14 protein-coding genes are annotated in these 18,982 nt (G+C 40.6%); 4 read left to right on the top strand and 10 right to left on the bottom strand.

The features are described 5' to 3' along the window. Positions 1-161: 161 nt before the first annotated feature. Positions 162-2,678, top strand: a complete 2,517-nt coding sequence (locus tag B2X72_RS19870) for a family 20 glycosylhydrolase (RefSeq protein WP_286851218.1) — start codon at positions 162-164, stop codon at positions 2,676-2,678. A 275-nt stretch (positions 2,679-2,953) separates the two neighbouring features. On the opposite strand, the gene B2X72_RS19865 is transcribed toward B2X72_RS19870, so the two are convergent. From B2X72_RS19865 to B2X72_RS19855, 3 genes are all read right to left on the bottom strand, one after another. Continuing rightward, the gene (locus B2X72_RS19865; RefSeq protein WP_286851217.1) at positions 2,954-5,443 is read right to left on the bottom strand and encodes a TonB-dependent receptor; all 2,490 of its coding nucleotides are present in this window, start codon (positions 5,441-5,443) and stop codon (positions 2,954-2,956) included. Between the two features lie 162 nt (positions 5,444-5,605). Then, complete coding sequence (gene nagB, locus B2X72_RS19860; protein ID WP_376747325.1) at positions 5,606-7,534, bottom strand: glucosamine-6-phosphate deaminase; 1,929 nt, start codon at positions 7,532-7,534, stop codon at positions 5,606-5,608. Positions 7,535-7,675: 141 nt separating this feature from the next. After that, on the bottom strand, positions 7,676-8,824 hold the full coding sequence (locus B2X72_RS19855; protein ID WP_286851216.1) for a methionine aminotransferase: 1,149 nt from the start codon (positions 8,822-8,824) through the stop codon (positions 7,676-7,678). Positions 8,825-8,896: 72 nt separating this feature from the next. On the opposite strand from B2X72_RS19855, the gene B2X72_RS19850 reads away from it, so the two are divergent. Further along, positions 8,897-9,580 (top strand): peroxiredoxin family protein, encoded by a 684-nt coding sequence (locus B2X72_RS19850; protein ID WP_159332607.1) that lies wholly within the window; start codon positions 8,897-8,899, stop codon positions 9,578-9,580. A gap of 153 nt (positions 9,581-9,733) precedes the next feature. Here B2X72_RS19850 and radA read toward each other — a convergent pair whose 3' ends face one another. The 3 genes from radA to B2X72_RS19835 form a co-directional block, all read right to left on the bottom strand. Then, positions 9,734-11,119: a DNA repair protein RadA gene (gene radA, locus B2X72_RS19845; RefSeq protein WP_075990497.1), complete on the bottom strand. Its 1,386-nt coding sequence runs from the start codon at positions 11,117-11,119 to the stop codon at positions 9,734-9,736. A 238-nt stretch (positions 11,120-11,357) separates the two neighbouring features. After that, complete coding sequence (locus tag B2X72_RS19840) at positions 11,358-12,518, bottom strand: dipeptidase (protein ID WP_286851213.1); 1,161 nt, start codon at positions 12,516-12,518, stop codon at positions 11,358-11,360. Further along, the gene (locus B2X72_RS19835) at positions 12,515-14,239 is read right to left on the bottom strand and encodes a serine hydrolase domain-containing protein (RefSeq protein ID WP_286851211.1); all 1,725 of its coding nucleotides are present in this window, start codon (positions 14,237-14,239) and stop codon (positions 12,515-12,517) included. The genes B2X72_RS19840 and B2X72_RS19835 overlap by 4 nt, the downstream gene beginning before the upstream one ends. Positions 14,240-14,435: 196 nt before the next feature. On the opposite strand from B2X72_RS19835, the gene xseA reads away from it, so the two are divergent. Further along, positions 14,436-15,722, top strand: a complete 1,287-nt coding sequence (gene xseA / locus B2X72_RS19830; protein ID WP_112375200.1) for an exodeoxyribonuclease VII large subunit — start codon at positions 14,436-14,438, stop codon at positions 15,720-15,722. A gap of 42 nt (positions 15,723-15,764) precedes the next feature. After that, positions 15,765-15,986 (top strand): exodeoxyribonuclease VII small subunit, encoded by a 222-nt coding sequence (gene xseB / locus B2X72_RS19825; RefSeq protein WP_075990493.1) that lies wholly within the window; start codon positions 15,765-15,767, stop codon positions 15,984-15,986. Positions 15,987-16,286: 300 nt separating this feature from the next. On the opposite strand, the gene B2X72_RS19820 is transcribed toward xseB, so the two are convergent. The 4 genes from B2X72_RS19820 to B2X72_RS19805 form a co-directional block, all read right to left on the bottom strand. After that, entirely contained in the window at positions 16,287-16,931 is a 645-nt protein-coding gene (locus B2X72_RS19820) for an MgtC/SapB family protein (protein ID WP_088159788.1), read from the bottom strand. An 85-nt stretch (positions 16,932-17,016) separates the two neighbouring features. Then, complete coding sequence (locus B2X72_RS19815) at positions 17,017-17,730, bottom strand: pirin family protein (RefSeq protein ID WP_286851208.1); 714 nt, start codon at positions 17,728-17,730, stop codon at positions 17,017-17,019. A 98-nt stretch (positions 17,731-17,828) separates the two neighbouring features. After that, entirely contained in the window at positions 17,829-18,575 is a 747-nt protein-coding gene (locus tag B2X72_RS19810; protein WP_286851206.1) for an aspartate/glutamate racemase family protein, read from the bottom strand. Positions 18,576-18,631: 56 nt separating this feature from the next. Continuing rightward, a partial coding sequence (locus tag B2X72_RS19805) for a BT_3044 domain-containing protein (RefSeq protein ID WP_286851205.1) occupies positions 18,632-18,982 on the bottom strand: 351 nt, incomplete at its 5' end.

Below are 18,982 nucleotides of genomic sequence, written 5' to 3'. Positions count from 1 at the left end.
TAACCCCTAGACGAACGGGCCGTTTTCTGTTTCGGTGTGCAAATATAGAAATATTTATAAATGTGTCAAAATTTTTATCTTTTTTTTATTCATTTTTTTTGAAATAGATCATAAAACCCTCTAGAATAGCTATATTTAGAGTCATTGAAAAAGTAACCAACATGACTAATTTTAAAAAAATCAAAAAACCGCTACTCTATGCCGGACTAGGCTTGGCTTTATTAAGTCAGGAAGCCTATGCCCAGAAATCGAGCGCTATCGCAGATCAACTGCAACTCACCTGGAAGGTCAAAGACGGACAGAATATCCGTAAAAATCCGGTATCCACCCTAATTTTAAAAAACAAGGGGAAAAGTGCTGTTCAACTCAACGACTGGAGCATCTGGTTTAATTTTATTCGCTCTATCGATCCAGATAAGGTCGACAAACGTTTTGCGATAGACCACCGAAACGGAGATCTCTTTCAGGTTAGCTTTAAGAAAAATAACTTTTTATTAAATGCGCAAGATACAGTCCACATCGATTTTATCACGACTGGACTGGTCAATTATACGGATGGACCAATTGGTCTATACCTAAAAAACAATAAGACTGGGCTTGCAACAAATATTTCGGATTATTCTGCGGTTAAAATTGCTCCCCAGTCGGACGCTGAAAAAAAAGCTTACTTTGCTTATAAATACGATCAAAATAAGCTGGTAGAGGGTATAGCAGCACAGTATATCATCCCTTTACCAAGCAATATCAGCATCAATAATAACGAAAAATTCAACTTATCGACAGGTACCAATTTTTTTATTGACCATGAATTTGCTAGCGAAGGAGGCTTTCTGACAGATTTCCTGACCAGCTATTCAGGCGTTAAGCTAGCAGCTTCATCCAGTCCACAAGGCGGCATTGAGATTGTCAAAGCAAAAAACTTAAAATCCGAATCCTATCACTTAACGATTGGCGCTAAGGGTGTACGAATAGAAGCATCAGATAAAGCTGGTGCATTTTATGCCATACAATCGTTAAAATCGTTGATCAATCACAGTCAATGGAATAAAGGCATAAAATCGATCACATTACAATTCGGCAACATTGAAGATAGCCCGCGCTATGGGTACCGTGGATTTATGCTGGATGCTGCCCGTAATTTCCATAGCAAAGCCGAGGTTTTAAGAATATTGGATCTCATGGCTTCTTACAAGTTGAACAAGTTCCATTTCCACTTCATTGACGACGAAGGTTGGCGATTGGAAATCCCAGCCCTACCCGAATTAACGGCTATCGGAGCCAACCGTTCAGCTAATTTTGAAGATGGAAAGGCAATACAGTCTGCTTATGGATCTGGCGCTACGGCTAAACCGCATCAATTCTACAGTGTTGCTGACTATATCGAAATTTTAAAATATGCACAGGCAAGACACATCGATGTCATACCCGAGGTAGAAACTCCTGGCCATGCGCGTGCTGCAATCAAAGCAATGCGTGCGCGTTTTGCACATTATTCAAACCTTGGTGATAAACAAAAAGCGGAGGAATTCCTGCTTAACGATGCAGAGGACAAATCTGTTTATAATTCTGCACAAAACTGGAATGACAATGTCATGAACCCTGCCCTACCTTCAACCTATCACTTCCTGAGCAAGGTGATCGATGAAATCAAAGCGATGCATGATCAAGCTGGAGTTCCGTTGACAATTATCGATTTGGGAGGCGACGAGACGCCAAGTGGTGTTTGGGAAAAATCGCCAAAGGTATTGGCCTTTATGAAGGAAAATAATATCGCCAATGTACTCGACGTATGGCCGCTGTATATTACCAAAATTAATACCCTTGTTCAAGGAAAAGGGTTAACGATGTCTGGATGGGAAGAAATGGGTATGCGCAATAAAGGAAAAGGCATGGTTGTAAATGCCGATCTAGGAAAATCCGGCATCCATTTGAACGTATGGAACAATCTCCCTGGCCAGGGACAGGAAGACCTCGCTTATCGATTGGCAAATGCAGGATATAAAGTTGTTTATACGAGTGCTGCAAACAACTACCTGGACATGTCTTGGGACCGTGATTTTGCGGATCCAGGACACAGTTGGGTTGGTACGGTTAATCTGAATAGAACTTATTCGTTTTCTCCTGAAAATTTCTTCATCAATCTGCGCAAGGATGACACCGGAAAAGATCTTAGACCTGAGGCATACACCAATAAAGAACAGCTTACAGCGGAAGGGAAAAAAAACCTCCTCGGTATCAAAGGGGCCTTATGGGCAGAAAAGGTATCTACTGACCAGCGCCTTGAGGAAATGATATTTCCACGTTTAATAGCGATTGCCGATCGCGCATGGGCCCCCGAACAAACCTGGGAAAAAGGAAATTCTTTTGACGAGGCCACTTACCGTAAATCGTATACCTCCTTTATCAAAAAATTAGGTGAGGATGAATTGAGAAAACTGGATGGGGTAAATGGAGGCTATACCTATCGACTTCCTAAAATTGGAATCAAGAAAGAAGGTAGCCAACTCCTTATCAATACCGATTATCCTGGTTTCAAAGTCTATTACAGCGACAACGGCAGTACACCAACATTGAAATCTAAATCCGTGAACGGTCCGATACCATTCCAGACTGGAAAGAAATACTTATTTAAAGTCTTTGATGCAAAAGGACGATCAGGTGATGTAATCAGCTATTAATTCATTGGCACGCAAAATGATAAACGCTATTGGCGTTGGCAATAAAAAAAAGCTACATAAAATAACATCAGTCACTTCAAAAATCGACTGTTTGAACTGGCACTTAAGCTGATAAAGGCAAAATAGAATAAAACCTTCATGACTTCGCAAGACACCAACAGCGATGAAAGCGACAGAAGGTTCTTTCTGGCCAATAAGATCAGACACGTTCAGAAAAAAATAGGGCTGTCCAACTTCTTTGGACAGCCCTTCTGTTTTAGATAGATGTTGTATCCTTAAAACTTATAACTCAATGCAACAGCAGCATTTCTTGGATCGATCTGATTAATAAAACCTCCTCGGAAGTATGAATTCAATCCAATCTCATTGGTGATATTATTTACAAAGACTTTCGCATCAAATTTGCGCCATTTGTATCCCACCTGTGCATTTAATGTGGTATATGCTGGCATATTGAAAGGTTCTGTACCATAATATTCACCATGTCCATTTGGTGTTAAGCTATATTCATTGACAGGTCGGTCTCCAACATAATAAACACCCGCACTTAAACTCAGGTTCCGAAGAGCTCCTTGATTAAATACATATTGTATCCATGCATTTGCCGTATGTTTTGGCGCGTTCATCGGTGCCGATCCATCCATATAGGAAGGTGAATTTTTATATCGCGCATCTAAATAGGCATAACCCAACATCACTGTTAAATTTTCCAATACACGACCGTTCAACTCAGCCTCAATACCATCGCGTACCAGATCCCCTGCCTTAAAGTATAATCCTGTAGCAACATTAGTGCCCGGTGTATACTCAGCGTTGGTCAAGTTAGAGGTATAAATATGGAAATAGGTTAAATTGAAACGTAACCGATTATTCAGCCAATCGGATTTAATCCCCCCTTCAAATTGTTCGGTTTTAGAAGCACCTGCTGCTGTACCATCGGTTAATGGATTCGCAGCATTCCTTAAATTCGTTGAGTTTGTATAAGACCCAAATACATTAAAATTCTCAAATGGCGTAAAAATCACCCCCGCCATTGGATTCCATGCAGACTCCCTTTTATTACCGTTTGATGTGAAATCTTTTGTTGTAATTTCGGAATAACGTAAACCTAATACAGCCTTAATGTATTTATTAAATTCAATAACGTCCTGCCCCATAAATCCTATAGAAGAATAATAACTTCGCACAGGCGTTCCTGCTGTGTAGGCGATTTGCTTTCCTTTTCGCTGGTTTCCCAAAGAATCGACGTAGACAACCTCGGATAGATCATTTACCCAATCGCCGTGAATATCAATAATATCAATTACATTACTATTTTGATCCGCTTTTTTCAAAAGAACATTTTTCTCCAGTGGACTTAATTTTCCTGCAAAAGAAGTTGTTGTCGCATCAGCAATACGATAGTCCACCCCTGCCTGAACCAAATGTTTTACTTTACCCGTATAAAGATCTTTTCCGATCAAGTCAAACTGAAAAGTTTTATTCTTGTCATCGCGCAGGCTTTTGCTCATTGAGCGCGAGAATGTGTTATATTGTTTTGCATCGTCTTTAATCGGTGAAGAAGAAGATGAGTGATTATCAACCTGATAAGAGGACGTTGCAATAGAAGCTCTGATGCTCCATCGATCGGTCAATTCATGATTGATCTGGGCCATAAAGCTCTTCATCTCTGTATTATTATTATCGGAATTGAAGCCCAAAAACTTATTGTTCGGGATAACATATAGCGCATTCACCCCTTGCGAAGGATTTAAATTGACTGCGGAATTAACGGGCGTACGATTATCATTAAAATAATCGCCCTCCAAAGTAACTGTCGTCTTATCCGTTGGTTTCCAAGCTAAGGATGGATTTAGATAAACACGGTTGGAGGATACACTTTTGCGGTAGCTATCACTACGTTCATAAGCGCCATCCATTCGAAAAGCAACGGTCTCTTTCTTATCCAGTACCGTTTGGAAATCAAAGGTTGGGCGGAATTGCCCCCAGCTTCCCGCACGGACACCAATCTCTCCAGAATTCGTGAAATTAGGAGTTTTAGTGACCACATTAATTACCCCTCCTGCATTACCGATATCCGTAATAACACCCTGCGTAACCGCAGCAGACCCTTTAATCATTTGAATAGACTCCACACCTTGCATATCAACGACTCCAGATGCAGTCTGAAATTGAGAGTCCATCCGCACACCGTTCTTCAAGACAGGTACCCCTCTGAAACCACGTGTTGACAAAGATTCTTTAACACCGCCATAAGAACCGAATAAGGTTACACCCGGAATATTTCTTACAGCATCCGTCAACGTAAGAATACCCTGATCTTGAATTACCTTATTGGAGATGACGGAAATACTCTGAATTTGATCCGAAGGTTTTAATGGCATACGTGTAATCATTTCCAAGCCTTTTGGCTTTTTGTTGCGTTCACCAAACACTTCCACCTCATCAATCGCCTGTTCATTGCTCACCAGGGTAATTGGATCAATAATCACTTCAGGGCTCTTCGTGCTAAAAACATAATCAATAACGGTTGTTTGGTAGCCCATATAAGTGAATTTAATCACCGTATTTTGGTCGATGCCATGTAGTCTAAAATGACCTCTATGGTCTGTACGGACCTTTTTATCTCCGATTGAAACGGTTACTGAACTTAAAGGATTATTTTGTGTATCGACGACTTTACCTTTGACGATTCCCGAGGTTTGACCATATACTGCACCTCCGATTAAAAATGTAGAAGCAAGAGCTAGTAAGTGTTTGTCCATGTTAATAATTTTGGGTAATTATTTTTAATTATTCTAAATAACACCGCAAAGGTATAAAAAATAACCTATTTAGAATGATTAAAAATAAAAAAGTCCTGAACCACCTCAGGCTCAGGACTTTTTTATGTCGTCAGACAGTTATTTTATAGTCAGACAGTTATTTTAGTCAAATTTCCATCTTACGAACGCTTCAATAGCTTCATAATTTGCAAGACCTAATTGGTCATATAAAGCTGCGGTTTCGCTTGTACGGTCTTCAGCACGTACCCAGAATTCACGTGGATCATCTCCAGGGAATACAGGTAAATCTTTTTGAGATTGGTGTTTGAAGATGGCTAAACGTTTGCGATAAACTTCTTGCGGAGATAATGGAACGGCCATTTGGATCTCGTGGATTGGGTATTCATGCCATGCGCCTCTGTATAACCATAACCAACAATCTTTGGTCCATTCATCTGTTTTGCTCAATCTGCTCAATGCTTCAAACAAGATATCGAAACATACTTTATGCGTACCGTGTGGGTCAGCAAAGTCACCTGCAGCAAATACCTGATGTGGTTTTACCTGACACAACAATTCCATTGTTTGTTGAATATCATCTTCAAAAGATACATTTTTTGAAAACTTTTGTCTATCATAGAAAGGCAGATCCTGGAAATGGATATTTTCATCTGGCAAACCAACCAAACGAGCTCCTGCGATCGCCTCACCCTTACGGATCAATGCTTTGATTTTACGGACAAGTTCAGTATCGATCTGATTTGGTTTTTTTGTCGCAAAAATTGCTCTTTCCTCATCATAAATTCGACCGATCTGAGAAGCTTCCGCCTCTGCCCCTATTTGTTTTGCTAAATCTTCAGCAAACTCCAGATAACGTACCACATCATCATCCCAAACAGCTGTATTACCACAAGTTTGATAAGCAACATGGACATTGTGTCCTTGGTCTGCCAGACGAATAAATGTCCCCCCCATCGAGATGACATCATCATCCGGGTGTGGAGAAAATACAATTGCATTTTTCTTCGCTGGATTGGCACGCTCAGGACGTTGTGAATCGTCAACATTGGGTTTACCTCCCGGCCATCCCGTGATCGTATGTTGAAGTTCGTTGAATATACGGATGTTGATATTATATGCCGGACCGGTTTCTGTAACCAACTTCGCCATTCCGTGTGCATTATAATCCTCGTCGGTAAGTTTCAGGATTGGTTTTTTGATCTCTAAAGCTAACCAAACAACTGCTTTTTTAATTAACGAAGGTGTCCAAGTAACATCTTCTGCCAACCAAGGAAGATCAAAACGTGTCAACAATGAAGCAGCAGCTTCATCAAGAATAAATTCAACGTTATCCGATAATTGTAGATAAGTTGCAGGAATCTCTGAGGAGATTTCACCTTCAACTGCTTTTTTAATGATCTCAGCCTTTGTTTCGGTCCAAGCCATCAAAATGATCTCTCTCGCTTTGAAAATTGTACCTACACCCATGGTAATCGCTTTTGTTGGTACATTTTCTTTTCCACCAAAAGCACGGGAAGCATCGCGACGAGTTAAATCGTCCAACGTTACCACACGTGTACCAGAGTTAGGTGCAGAACCTGGCTCATTGAATCCGATATGGCCTGTACGGCCAATACCTAATAATTGAATATCTAAACCTCCTGCTGCCGTAATCTTCTGTTCGTACGCCTCACAGAATGCATTTACTTGATCAGGAGCTAAGGTACCATCTGGAATATTTACATTGGCCGCATCAATATCTACGTGGTCGAACAAGTTTTTGTTCATAAAGGTCACATAGCTCTGATCAGCATCAGGTTGCATCGGGTAGTATTCGTCAAGATTGAAGGTAATCACGTTCTTAAAGCTTAAACCTTCTTCTTTATGCAAACGAATCAATTCTTGATAGACTTTTACCGGTGTGGCACCAGTAGCAAGGCCCAGAACAGCTTTCTCACCTTTCTCTTGCTTTGCACGAATAATTTCAGCAATACGATTTGCAACGTTTTTCGAAGCTGAATTTTGATCTGGATAGACGCTCACAGGGACTTTTTCGAAGCGCGTTTCTTCCAATAAATTTAATCTAGCCATTTTATGGGTATGTTGATAAACGTGAATTACAAATTTATAAAATTAGTACCTCAAGTTGAAGTAAAATTTTAATAAAGTGGTTCTTTCTTAGCAATATTTTAAATAAAACCTTTTAGCTATTCTTTTAGGTCAATAATACGATTATACCTTATTCAAAATCTCGACGGCTTTTAATAGCGTTTCATCCTTTTTAGCGAAACAGACTCGCAAAACTTGTTGATTTGTAGCTTCTTTATAGAACGCCGAAAGTGGGATTGTTGCAATTTTGTGTTGCCTGGTTAACGAACAAGCAAACTCAAATTCTTTCTCCTGACTGATAGCACTATAATCTATATTAAGGAAATAAGTTCCTTCGCAAGGAAGAATCTTAAACCGGGATCCCCTTAATCCGTCCTTCAACAAATTCCTTTTCCGCTCAAAAAAATGCGATAGGCCTTTGACATAGCTTATATCCTCCAGATATGCTGCGATAGCGAATTGCATGGGCGTATTTACGCTAAATACATTGAATTGATGTACTTTTCTAAATTCTTGAGTTAATTGCGGCGGGGCAATGCAATAACCAATCTTCCAACCCGTAGTATGCAATAACTTTCCAAAAGAAGCTATAACAAAACTTCGCTCCCGCAAGGTGGGTATTTCCAGTACCGATTGTGGGGAAGCTCCGTCAAACACAATATGCTCGTATACCTCATCGCTCAGCAACAACGCATTGGTACCTGATAACAAATCCCCAAGTTTAATCAATTCTTCTCTACCAAGTACTTTGCCTGTTGGATTATTCGGATTATTGATGATGATTAAACGGGTTTTGGAATTAATTAACGTAGCTACGTAATCCCAGTCAATCTGAAAATCAGGAGCCAATAATCGCACGGGAACAACTTTACCGCCAAACAATTCGATAGTCGGCGCATAACAATCGTATGCCGGTTCAAAGATAATAACCTCATCTTGTGGCCTAACAACTGTGGCGATAGCTGTAAAAATTGCTTGTGTACCGCCGGATGTCACAGTAAGCTCTGCTGTTGCATCAACCGCCACGTCATAAACTTCACGATATTTTTTAGCGATAGTATCACGTAATGCCTGTGCCCCAATCATTGGCGCATATTGGTTATGCCCCTGTTCCATTGCCTTAGACACTAATTGAACCAACTTCGGATCAGTCTCAAAGTCAGGAAAACCTTGCGACAGATTTAAGGCTTGCTGCTCATTGGCAAGCATCGTCATTTTGGTAAAAATCGTCGTGCCGACATGTGGAAGTTTAGAAGTTAGGTTGAAGTTCATTTTTTGACATTTTATTAATCTACTAAATTAGTGGATTTTCTTATATTTGTAAATATATATAAGAATAATAACATGATAAAATACATCACACTACTTTTTTTAGTTCTGCCATTCTTTGGTTCTGCACAAAAAAAAGAACTTACCAAAGAGGAGTATATTGCACGCGTTAAGGCCGCTCCGGATTCTATATCGACATTGGTTGACTTGCGTAGAGTCGGCGGTTATGACCCTGTATACCCCGAGCTTCAGGCGCTTTATAATACCTTGAGTAAAAATGTTAAGAATTCAAGTGAAGGAAAAGAGTTCCAAGACTACTTAAATACATTGGAAACGGTTCAAATTGGAAAAACAGCTCCCGCGTTTACGCAAAATGATACTACTGGTAACCCTGTAAAGCTTTCGGACTTTAAAGGAAAGTATGTTCTCCTTGATTTCTGGGCATCTTGGTGTCCGGATTGCCGTGTCGAAAGCCCAGATCTTGTAAAAACATACCAACAATTTAAAGGTGAAAACTTTGAAATATTGGGTATATCCTTTGATAAGGATCGCAATTCTTGGATTAAAGCCATCCATGCAGATAAATTGCACTGGCGTCATGTTTCGGATCTCAAACGTTGGCAAAATGATGTCGGAACATTATATGGCGTAAAATCTATTCCTCAGAATGTACTGATCGATCCCAATGGGAAAATCGTCGCCAAGAATTTACATGGTGATGCTTTACGCGCGAAATTGAAAGAAGTCTTGAAAAAGTAAACTATAGACGATCCATAAAAAAGACCATGTTTTAGTAAAAGCATGGTCTTTTAATTTTTATTCTTTGAAGAAGGCCATTTTTCTGAAAAAATCTATTTTAAGATGATCCCAGTAAATTAGGATATTAAACGATTGATTACCCCTTTTTCTCGCTTAGCCAAACAAAGCACTGAAGATGTCCTCCAATTTGGCAACCGGACGAATGGCAATATTATATTTTTTAGCATCCAATCCTTTGGTATTGAATTTAGAAATAAAAATACCATCAAAGCCCAACTTCTCGGCCTCCTGTATACGCTGTTCAATACGATTTACGGCCCTTATCTCACCCGATAAACCAACCTCACCGGCAAAAGTCAGATTGGATCGAATCGCGATATCTTGTTGTGAAGAAATAATTGCAACAACAACAGCCAAATCGATCGCAGGATCTTCGACACGTAACCCACCGGCAATATTCAAAAACACATCCTGTGCACTTAACCTAAAGCCAAAGCGTTTCTCCAAAACAGCCAGCAGCATATTTAATCGTTTCGTATCGTAGCCTGTAGAAGAGCGTTGAGCATTTCCAAACGCCGAATTACTCACCAGTGCCTGCACTTCAATCATCATAGGGCGCACTCCTTCGAGCATCGCCGCAATGGAAACGCCACTAACAGGTTCATCGCGCTGGGAAATCATAATCTCCGAAGGATTTGACACTTCCCTAAGCCCCGACCCCTGCATTTCATAAATACCCAGTTCTGAAGCAGATCCAAAACGATTCTTTACGGCCCGTAAAATTCGGTATACATGATGACGATCACCCTCAAATTGAAGCACCGTATCCACCATATGTTCTAAAACCTTGGGGCCTGCAATAGATCCGTCCTTGGTAATATGCCCTACAATAAAAACTGGTGTACTGGTTTCCTTTGCAAACCGCAGCAATTCTGCGGTACATTCGCGTACCTGAGAAACCGACCCTGGTGCCGATTCAATTTGTGCGGAATGTAAAGTCTGTATAGAATCTATTACAATGACGTTCGGCTGTACCGTCTCGATCTGCTTGAAAATATTTTGAGTAGATGTCTCGGTAAGGATATAACAATTTGCTTTAGAAGATTGTGACAATCGCTCTGCCCGCATCTTAATTTGCTGTTCGCTTTCTTCCCCAGAAATATAAAGTGTCTTGACTTGTGGGATCGATAAAGCGAGCTGTAACATCAACGTAGACTTCCCAATACCAGGTTCGCCTCCGATAAGTACCAATGAACCCGGAACGATACCACCACCAAGAACCCGGTTAAACTCCTGATCAGGAGTCAATATCCGTAATTCATCCTGATAGACAATCTCGTGAATGATTGCAGCTTTATTCGCTCTTTTCGTGCTTCCGCCTGTGGTAGAACTACGCCATTCGGGCACTTTTGAACTCGTCTTTTCGACGACTTCCTCAACAAAACTATTCCATTGCTTGCAAGAAGGGCATTGTCCCATCCATTTGGGAGATTCGTAGCCACAGTTTTGACAGAAGTATGCTGATTTTGATTTTGCCATGCTACGAAATTACAAATTTATAGCTGTTAAAAGCGTAATATCATGCCCCATACGTATTATATTACCCAGGATATTATGCAAGGACTGATCAGCCTTTCCATAATGCTACTTCTATGGCGGCTTAAGTCAATATACAGTATATTACATTACTAGATACCACATCAGTATTTTAACAATACCTCAACACTGCTGTGTATATACTGGAACCTTACTGACAAACTTTAAAGAAAGGAAGTGTTTATTCTTCATTTTCCTTTAAGATCCGCAAGAAATTTCGTCCCATGATCTTCGCAACATCTGTCTTTGTATAACCTCTCTCCAACAGCGCTTTGGTCAGTAGTGGAAATTTAGAAACATCTTCCAGACCTTGGGGTGAGGATTCTATGCCATCGAAGTCCGAGCCTACTGCAACATGATCAATACCCACTTTTTTGACCAAATAGTCGATATGATCCAATAATTTCGACAGTGGAGCATCGGCTTGCCGTTGAAGTTCTTTTGGCAACTTTTCATACATAGACCAAGTACTCAATTTTGTATCCCCCTTATCGCCAAATTTACCCACATACAAATCCTTAAGCCTTGTTTCATAGGCTGGATCCAAAAAACCTGAATAAAAATTGACACCAACAACGCCCCCATTTTTTTTCAAAGCTTCCAATTGTGCATCTTTCAGATTGCGGAAATGTGGACATAATTCATAGGCGTTGCTATGGGAAACCAAGATCGGCTTGGTCGTTATCGCCAGCACGTCATAGAAAGTCTGCTCTCCTCCATGGGACAGATCAACCATCATACCTAATTCGTTCATCTTCCGAATAATTGCTCGACCTTTTGCCGTCAACCCTTTATCCTTGGGATTCATACGACCTGATTCCATTGCTGCACAACTCGCCCAGGACAAATTGTAGTTCCAGGTCAAAGTGAGGTATTGGGCACCACGCTCATAGAGTCGCATTAAATGATCAACACTTCCCTCAATCATATTTCCGCCTTCAACCCCAATCAAAGCGACTATTTTTCCCGTTTTTAAGATCGAATCGATATCACGTGAAGATTTTGCCAAACTTATTTTATCGGTGTTCGACGCAATCATCTTTTCCAATGCATCTATCTGGTCATTGGCGTGCTTAAATGCCCCGGATTTCCACTTCGCATCATCGGACCACACAGCAAATACCTGCACATCTACACCGCCTTCCCGCAGTCGCGGTAAATCAGTAGCTCCCGTACTTATTCGCTGACCAATATTTTTCCCTGGGAAAATGGATTCGTAAATCACATCATTGTGTCCGTCGACGACCACCAAATCTTGGTGTATCTGTTTATAGTCTTGACTATATCCAACATTGTTGAGTGTCGTCATTGCTAGTCCAAGTAATAGCAGGCCTTTTATCATTTTTGACTTTCATTGATCGTTTCATAAATAGCGTCCTGAATCCTGCTTCTGATATTTAGATCCAACAGCCTAGTACTCACCTGAGGATGTACCCGATTAGACAAAAAGATATAGATCAGTTGATTTTGTGGATCAATCCAGATACATGTCCCTGTATAGCCAGTATGTCCAAATACAGAGCTATTTGCTAACTTAGATGGATATTCATTTTTTGGGTTTGGATCCCAACGGTCAAAACCTAAGCCCCGACGACTGCTTGTCGATTGCCTGGAGGTAAATAAATCTATTGTTTCGGTTTTAAAGTAGCGCTCCCCCCCGTACTCTCCTCTATTCAATAACAGTTGACCATAGATTGCCAAATCATTTGCTGTAGCAAATAATCCGGCATGCCCGGCAATACCGCCAGCCATTGCCGCACCCTGATCGTGGACATAGCCTTCTAGTAATGTTTTCCGAAAGGAGGTATCCTGCTCGGTAGGAACGATTTCATCCTTTGCAAAACGCTCTCGGGGAAGGTAACCCGCACGCGTCATCCCCAATGGCCTGTAAAAGTTCTCCTGCACATAATCTTGCAGAGGTTCAGCGGTCTGATGTTCTGCAACTTCCTTCATCACGTACATACTGATATCACTATACACATAATTTCCAGTGGGTTTTACAGGTGATTTTAGCATCTCGGGCCACATGACATCGCGGTAATAATTGTTGAGGATATAGCTATTGTCGGCCATTTTTACTTGATGGTTATCATCGCGGACTGAAGCAACGTCTCCAACTTTCAGATATTTATAGAAGGGAATAAAAGGTGTAAATCCTGCTTCATGCAACATGACGGAACGAAGCTTGATATCCTTTTTATTGGTATACTTTGCCTGCCATAGGTAATGTCCCATGGTACTATCCAAATTAATAATATTCCGCTCGGTAAGACGCATAATCACAGGAGTAGTACCGGCAATCTTACTGACAGATGCGAGATCAAAAATATCAGTTGTTTTTGTGGAAATATCTTTGGAATATGTGTGAAATCCGTAAGATTTCTCCAAGAGTACTTGCCCGTCTTTCACGATCATGACAACAGCTCCCGGTGTTGCTTGCTTATCGATGGCTTCTTGTGCAATGGCATCAATTTTCTTCGTCAATTTGGACAGGTTCAGATTAGAACTTGATGCAGCGCCATATTGCAGCCTTGTCTGTGTGGTTTTGACATGACCGGCGGTTATAGGAATCCCACCAAAAATAGACATTGCCATCTGACGCTGTCCAATCTCTGAAAAAGGAGCAAGCAATTCGATCAAATCAGACTGAGGATGCTCCGATAAACTCTTTTTGCTCTTTTCATTTTCAAAAAAATGACAAAGGATAACTTTTTTATTGTTTAATACGGCCTGCTTCAACTGTGCGAGACAAGCTGCATCTAAGTCATCTTCCTTTCCAGCAACAATAATGGTGTTATAATATTTGATGTCCTCATCAAATTTATTAAAATCAAAAATTTTGGTGTTTGCATAGCGGGCCAACTGTTCTGTGAACGTCGCATATTTTGCAGCGTTAGGAACGACAACTGCAATACGAAGTTGATCCAGGTTTTCTAAAGGCAGCAACTGATCGAGGTTATTAAACAGTATCGTCTCGTTCTTAATCGTAGACTTATATTGAGCAAACAGGGGGCTAATACAGAACAAACCTGCAAATAAAGCCCCAAAAAATCGTTTTTTCATTCTGCTTTTATCGTTTTTTAGGTTCTATCAAATAAAAATACGAATTAAATAACGAAGGAATATACTCACTCGAAAAAAAATCAATTTTGTTACTCGACTTGACTATCGGGGTTAATAAATTCTGTCTCCCTTTGGTCATAGCAGATTCAACCATCCCCGGATTGCATCATGAAGGTTTTTTCTGTAAGTTTGACTAATGCCAGAATTGATTCAAGATAAAACAATATTTTCCTTGCTGGAAGTCAGCCGCAGTATCCAAAAGACACTTGCAGAGCGGTATAAGAGTTTGTACTGGATCAAAGCCGAAATGAACAAGCTCAATCATTATACGCATTCTGGCCACTGTTACCCTGAGCTGGTTGAGAAACAGGATGGTAAAATTGTCGCTGAAATTCGGTCCATCTTATGGAAAGCTGATTACAATCGTATCAACAACAATTTTCTTAAAGTCGCCCAAGAACCTTTGCGAGAAGGGATCACGATGTTATTTCAGGCAAGTATTTCCTATGATCCCATGTACGGATTAAGTTTGCGCATTGTTGATATTGATCCGACTTTTACCTTAGGTGAACTTGAAAAGGAGAAGTTAGACAGTATTCGAAAGCTGAAAGCAGAGGGCATATATGAGTCCAATAAATTATTGGGCTTTCCGGTGGTTCCCAAAAGATTGGCGATTATTTCAGTAGAAACAAGTAAGGGACTTTCTGATTTTTACAAAATTATTAATCAAAACCCTTGGGGTTACCGCATAGAATGCACGCTCTTTCCGGCATTATTACAAGGAGACAAGTCAGTACCTTCTATTATCAATCAGCTTACAGTTATTGCTGAAAAAATCGACAAATACGATGTCGTCGCCATCATACGTGGAGGGGGTGGTGAGGTTGGGCTTTCCAGTTATAACAACTACTTATTGGCACGTGCTATCGCTATCTTCCCAATCCCTGTATTGACAGGCATTGGACATTCGACGAATTACACGGTTAGCGAAATGGTCGCCTATAAAAACGCGATCACTCCCAGTGAGCTCGCCGATTTTCTGATTCAGAAGTTTCATAACTTTGCTATTCCGGTTGATAAGGCAGCGGAAAGTATACAGCAACTCATTCTTACTCGTTTTAAAGAAGAGCGCAATGTACTATCTCAGCTCGCAACACATATACAATGGATTGGCAAAAGGGAAATTCAGACCTCGAGAGCCGCTGTTCAGCAATTTCAACATGAGCTGAACTCCTTAATAAAATTACGGCTTTACGAGCACAAGACGGCTTTGGCTCATACCGAGCGAATTATTCAACTCTCTGATCCTATTCGGTTATTGAAACAAGGTTTTTCAATTACTAAGGTTAACGGAAAACTACTGCAGTCGGTGACACAGGTATCACCGGGCGATGTGATACAGACGATACTCGAATATGGCGAACTTACCAGTACTGTAACGGATAAATCTCCGAAAGAAGGTCTGGATGCGAACCAGGCTTAATTTGGCCATCGGTACACAAAATTTTAAAGAAAGCATATCATAATGGAACAGAATTATACCTATACAGACGCCTTTAACGAGTTGCAAACAATCGTAAGGGAAATTGAAAATGGCACAACAAATATTGATGAGCTCGCGGGAAAAATCAAAAGGGCTTCCGACCTCATTCAAGTCTGCAAAGCCAAGTTAACAGCAACGGAGGACGAGGTAAACAGTTTATTACAGAAAATATCCCCTGCTCAGGAAACGGATGATGACGAATAGTTAAACCAAACGACAAGGCACATCAAGATCCTCGGTAAAATAATAACTGGCACATAAGCGGTGGTAACCATCTGCTATGATAAGTTTCCCATTTGCCCGAACCAACAGAATTGGAGATAGCTTTTCTTTCTTCTTGATCTTTCTTAGATTTTCCTTGACGTGGCGATTGGTATCAGGAAGCGGCGGGGAAGTCATGTTCCTGGGGATCCGCTAACCAAAAAGCCTGTCCTTTTTCAATTTTAACTGTACTCATAATATAGACATCATTTCCTAATACATTTCAGCTCATCCTAAAGCTTGCTAATATTGATAAGCCACGACCTGCCTATCACGGCGTACTGTTTCTACAAACTCCCGATGTTTGGTCACATTTCCCGTCAATCGCCAAATGGTATTCAAACTTTCTTTGTTATAGCGTTGACTTACAATGACAGCCTTAAAACCCATCCGTCTGATTAACTGCTCGGTATGTTCAAAATCTGCCTCAGATGAGGTCTGCAGTTCATAGTCTTTTATCTTGTGATAATTGTCAATATAGGTTTGCAAATAAGTTAGCAGCGCTAAAATCATCAGAACCAAGCCTACACCAATAAACGCTAAAAATATATATCCAGCACCAACACACATACCCAAAGAAGCTGCAGCCCAAATTGTCGTAGCGGTTGTTATACCACTTACTTTATTGTCTTCTTTGAAAATCACGCCTGCTCCTAGGAAACCGATACCAGTAATAATGTTTGCCGCCAATCGATCTGGATTTGCCAATCCAATTTTTAATGAAAGAATAGTAAAAAGACAAGATCCAAAGCTCACCAATATAAACGTCCTCAAACCCGCGGATTTATTGCGATATTCACGTTCAATCCCAATCAGCAGACCTATTAAGACTGATAACATGATAAGTAAAACGTCACGCGATTCAAAAGGTTGTAATAGGCTATCCATGAGTTTATTTCTTCTTCATCCAATTTAAGAAAAATAGGGAGATCTATCAAATGATCTCCCTATTAAAGAATAGCTTTTCTTCGACCTAATACATTGGTACTTCAATTAGCAGTAATGATGTATCATAGTAAGCTTCAAGCGCTATTTTTTCAGTTTCGTATAAACCAATGGCATCCCTTCTTGATAGCATTTCATTTGCTACGGCGATCTTTCCTTCCAAAACAAAAAGATAAAGCCCATTTTGCTCCGAATGAACAGTATATTCTATCTTTTTACCCGCCTCGATGTCTGCCAAGTTAAAATATGCATCCTGATGTATGTGTACAGCATTGTTATCCATTTTATCCGGTGAAACAATCGTTGCAAATTTATTGTGCCGATCTAATTGAAGGTAGGATTTCTGATCGTATCTAGGCTCCAACCCTATTTCGTTGGGGATTACCCAAATTTGTAGAAATTTAACAAGGTTCTTCTGATCGTTATTAAACTCGGCGTGCTGCACACCAGTACCTGCAGACATAATCTGCACATCTCCTGTTTTGATCGTACGGCCATTGCCCATACTATCTTGATGCGCCAGCGCCCCCTCCAGTGGTATGCTAACAATTTCCATATTATCGTGTCCATGCCGATCAAAACCTTGACCACCTTCCACCTGATCATCGTTCAATACCCTCAAGGCACCAAAATTCATCCTTTCGGGATCAAGATATTGTCCAAAACTGAATGAATGCGCACTTTTCAGCCAGCCAAAATCGACGTGGCCACGATCACCTTCCCGATGTATAATCTTTTGCATGCTGTCCTCCTTACTGCATAAGCTTCTAACTATCAAGGACAAAACCCATACCAACAGGAATATAAACCCAAAATCTGACAATTTGTCAAAAGAGAGGACTACAGTGGCTTTAATTTATCCGGAGCTAGCGCGTGAACAAGTGCACGCGCGAGAATTCTATTCGGGTCTATGATAGTCATCCCATTGTAATCCCGTTCAGGGATAGCCAAAGGGAACTCTGCACAACCCAAAATAATGACCTGCGCTCCTTTCTTTTTCAGATCATCCATGACCAACAATAGATCTTCCCTTGCTTTATTCGCAATCGGTACGGGTTGGGCCTTTATTCCATAATCCTCATCATAGATTGCATTATTTACCTTCTCTTGCTGCGATCCTTCCGGCTCGACAACAACGAAACCTTTTCGAATAAATGCTTCCCGATATAAACTGCAGATCTGTTCTCCTGCGGTAGACAAAATCCCGACTGTCGTGTCGGGATAGTTTTCGTCTACAAATCGGACAGTCTCATAGACGATATGCAATAGCTTCAACGTGCTCCCCATACGGGCCATCTCATCTTGAACAACAGAAAAAATTGGTTCTGCATGTGCCGTATTGGACGGAATCGCCGCAATGGTCGCTCCGGCCATTTCAAGTTGTCTTAAAATTGCAGCAATAGCCTTACCGGGATTAACATCGGATTTATCCAATAAATATGCCGTTCGGTCAGAGATCAAATTTGGACATGAGAATAACAAGAGCGGCAAGTGTTCCTGATCGGATCTTGCCGCCGTCTCATCTATAATTTTCTTCGTAATATCCAAGCCTCCATAAGGGCCTAGTCCACCTACTATTCCAATCATAAAACTATTTTTATATCATAGATATAACCAATAGTCTTACAAATGGTTTGTAGAAATTACCATTCTATGGACTGATCTTCGTCAGGAATCTGCGTATTCAATTGACGTTCCAAGATCAATGAGCCCGAAACCTTGAACTTTATAGCTGTCGTAGAAACCAAGGTATAATCCGTAAATTCATAATCCACATTATTTACCGTAATATAACGATGCAATAGGTAAGGACGTACAGCATCCATCTGTTCCGAAACAGTATAACTTGCATCTTTTTTAACAGTAAATTTCATATTTGGATTTTCAGCCCGAAATGTAACCCCACCAGTTTCATTGAACGTTGCAAAGACCTTATAATTCTTCCTGTCTTTACGATCTTCATCAATGTTCCCTGCATAAAAGAAAACTGTATT

It is taken from the genome of Sphingobacterium sp. UBA7253 (assembly GCF_002472745.1).
GTDB lineage: Bacteria > Bacteroidota > Bacteroidia > Sphingobacteriales > Sphingobacteriaceae > Sphingobacterium > Sphingobacterium siyangense.
The sequence above is the reverse complement of the archived record's forward strand: the minus strand, read 5'-3'. Positions and strand labels throughout refer to the sequence as shown.

Coding starts and splice junctions, on each gene's coding strand:
- B2X72_RS19820 (WP_088159788.1), bottom strand. CDS start 16,931: ATGGATAGCCTATTACAACCTTTTGAATCGCGTGACGTTTTACTTATC.
- B2X72_RS19850 (WP_159332607.1), top strand. CDS start 8,897: ATGATAAAATACATCACACTACTTTTTTTAGTTCTGCCATTCTTTGGT.
- xseB (WP_075990493.1), top strand. CDS start 15,765: ATGGAACAGAATTATACCTATACAGACGCCTTTAACGAGTTGCAAACA.
- B2X72_RS19835 (WP_286851211.1), bottom strand. CDS start 14,239: ATGAAAAAACGATTTTTTGGGGCTTTATTTGCAGGTTTGTTCTGTATT.
- B2X72_RS19870 (WP_286851218.1), top strand. CDS start 162: ATGACTAATTTTAAAAAAATCAAAAAACCGCTACTCTATGCCGGACTA.
- nagB (WP_376747325.1), bottom strand. CDS start 7,534: ATGGCTAGATTAAATTTATTGGAAGAAACGCGCTTCGAAAAAGTCCCT.
- radA (WP_075990497.1), bottom strand. CDS start 11,119: ATGGCAAAATCAAAATCAGCATACTTCTGTCAAAACTGTGGCTACGAA.
- B2X72_RS19815 (WP_286851208.1), bottom strand. CDS start 17,730: ATGCAAAAGATTATACATCGGGAAGGTGATCGTGGCCACGTCGATTTT.
- B2X72_RS19855 (WP_286851216.1), bottom strand. CDS start 8,824: ATGAACTTCAACCTAACTTCTAAACTTCCACATGTCGGCACGACGATT.
- B2X72_RS19865 (WP_286851217.1), bottom strand. CDS start 5,443: ATGGACAAACACTTACTAGCTCTTGCTTCTACATTTTTAATCGGAGGT.
- xseA (WP_112375200.1), top strand. CDS start 14,436: ATGCCAGAATTGATTCAAGATAAAACAATATTTTCCTTGCTGGAAGTC.
- B2X72_RS19840 (WP_286851213.1), bottom strand. CDS start 12,518: ATGATAAAAGGCCTGCTATTACTTGGACTAGCAATGACGACACTCAAC.
- B2X72_RS19810 (WP_286851206.1), bottom strand. CDS start 18,575: ATGATTGGAATAGTAGGTGGACTAGGCCCTTATGGAGGCTTGGATATT.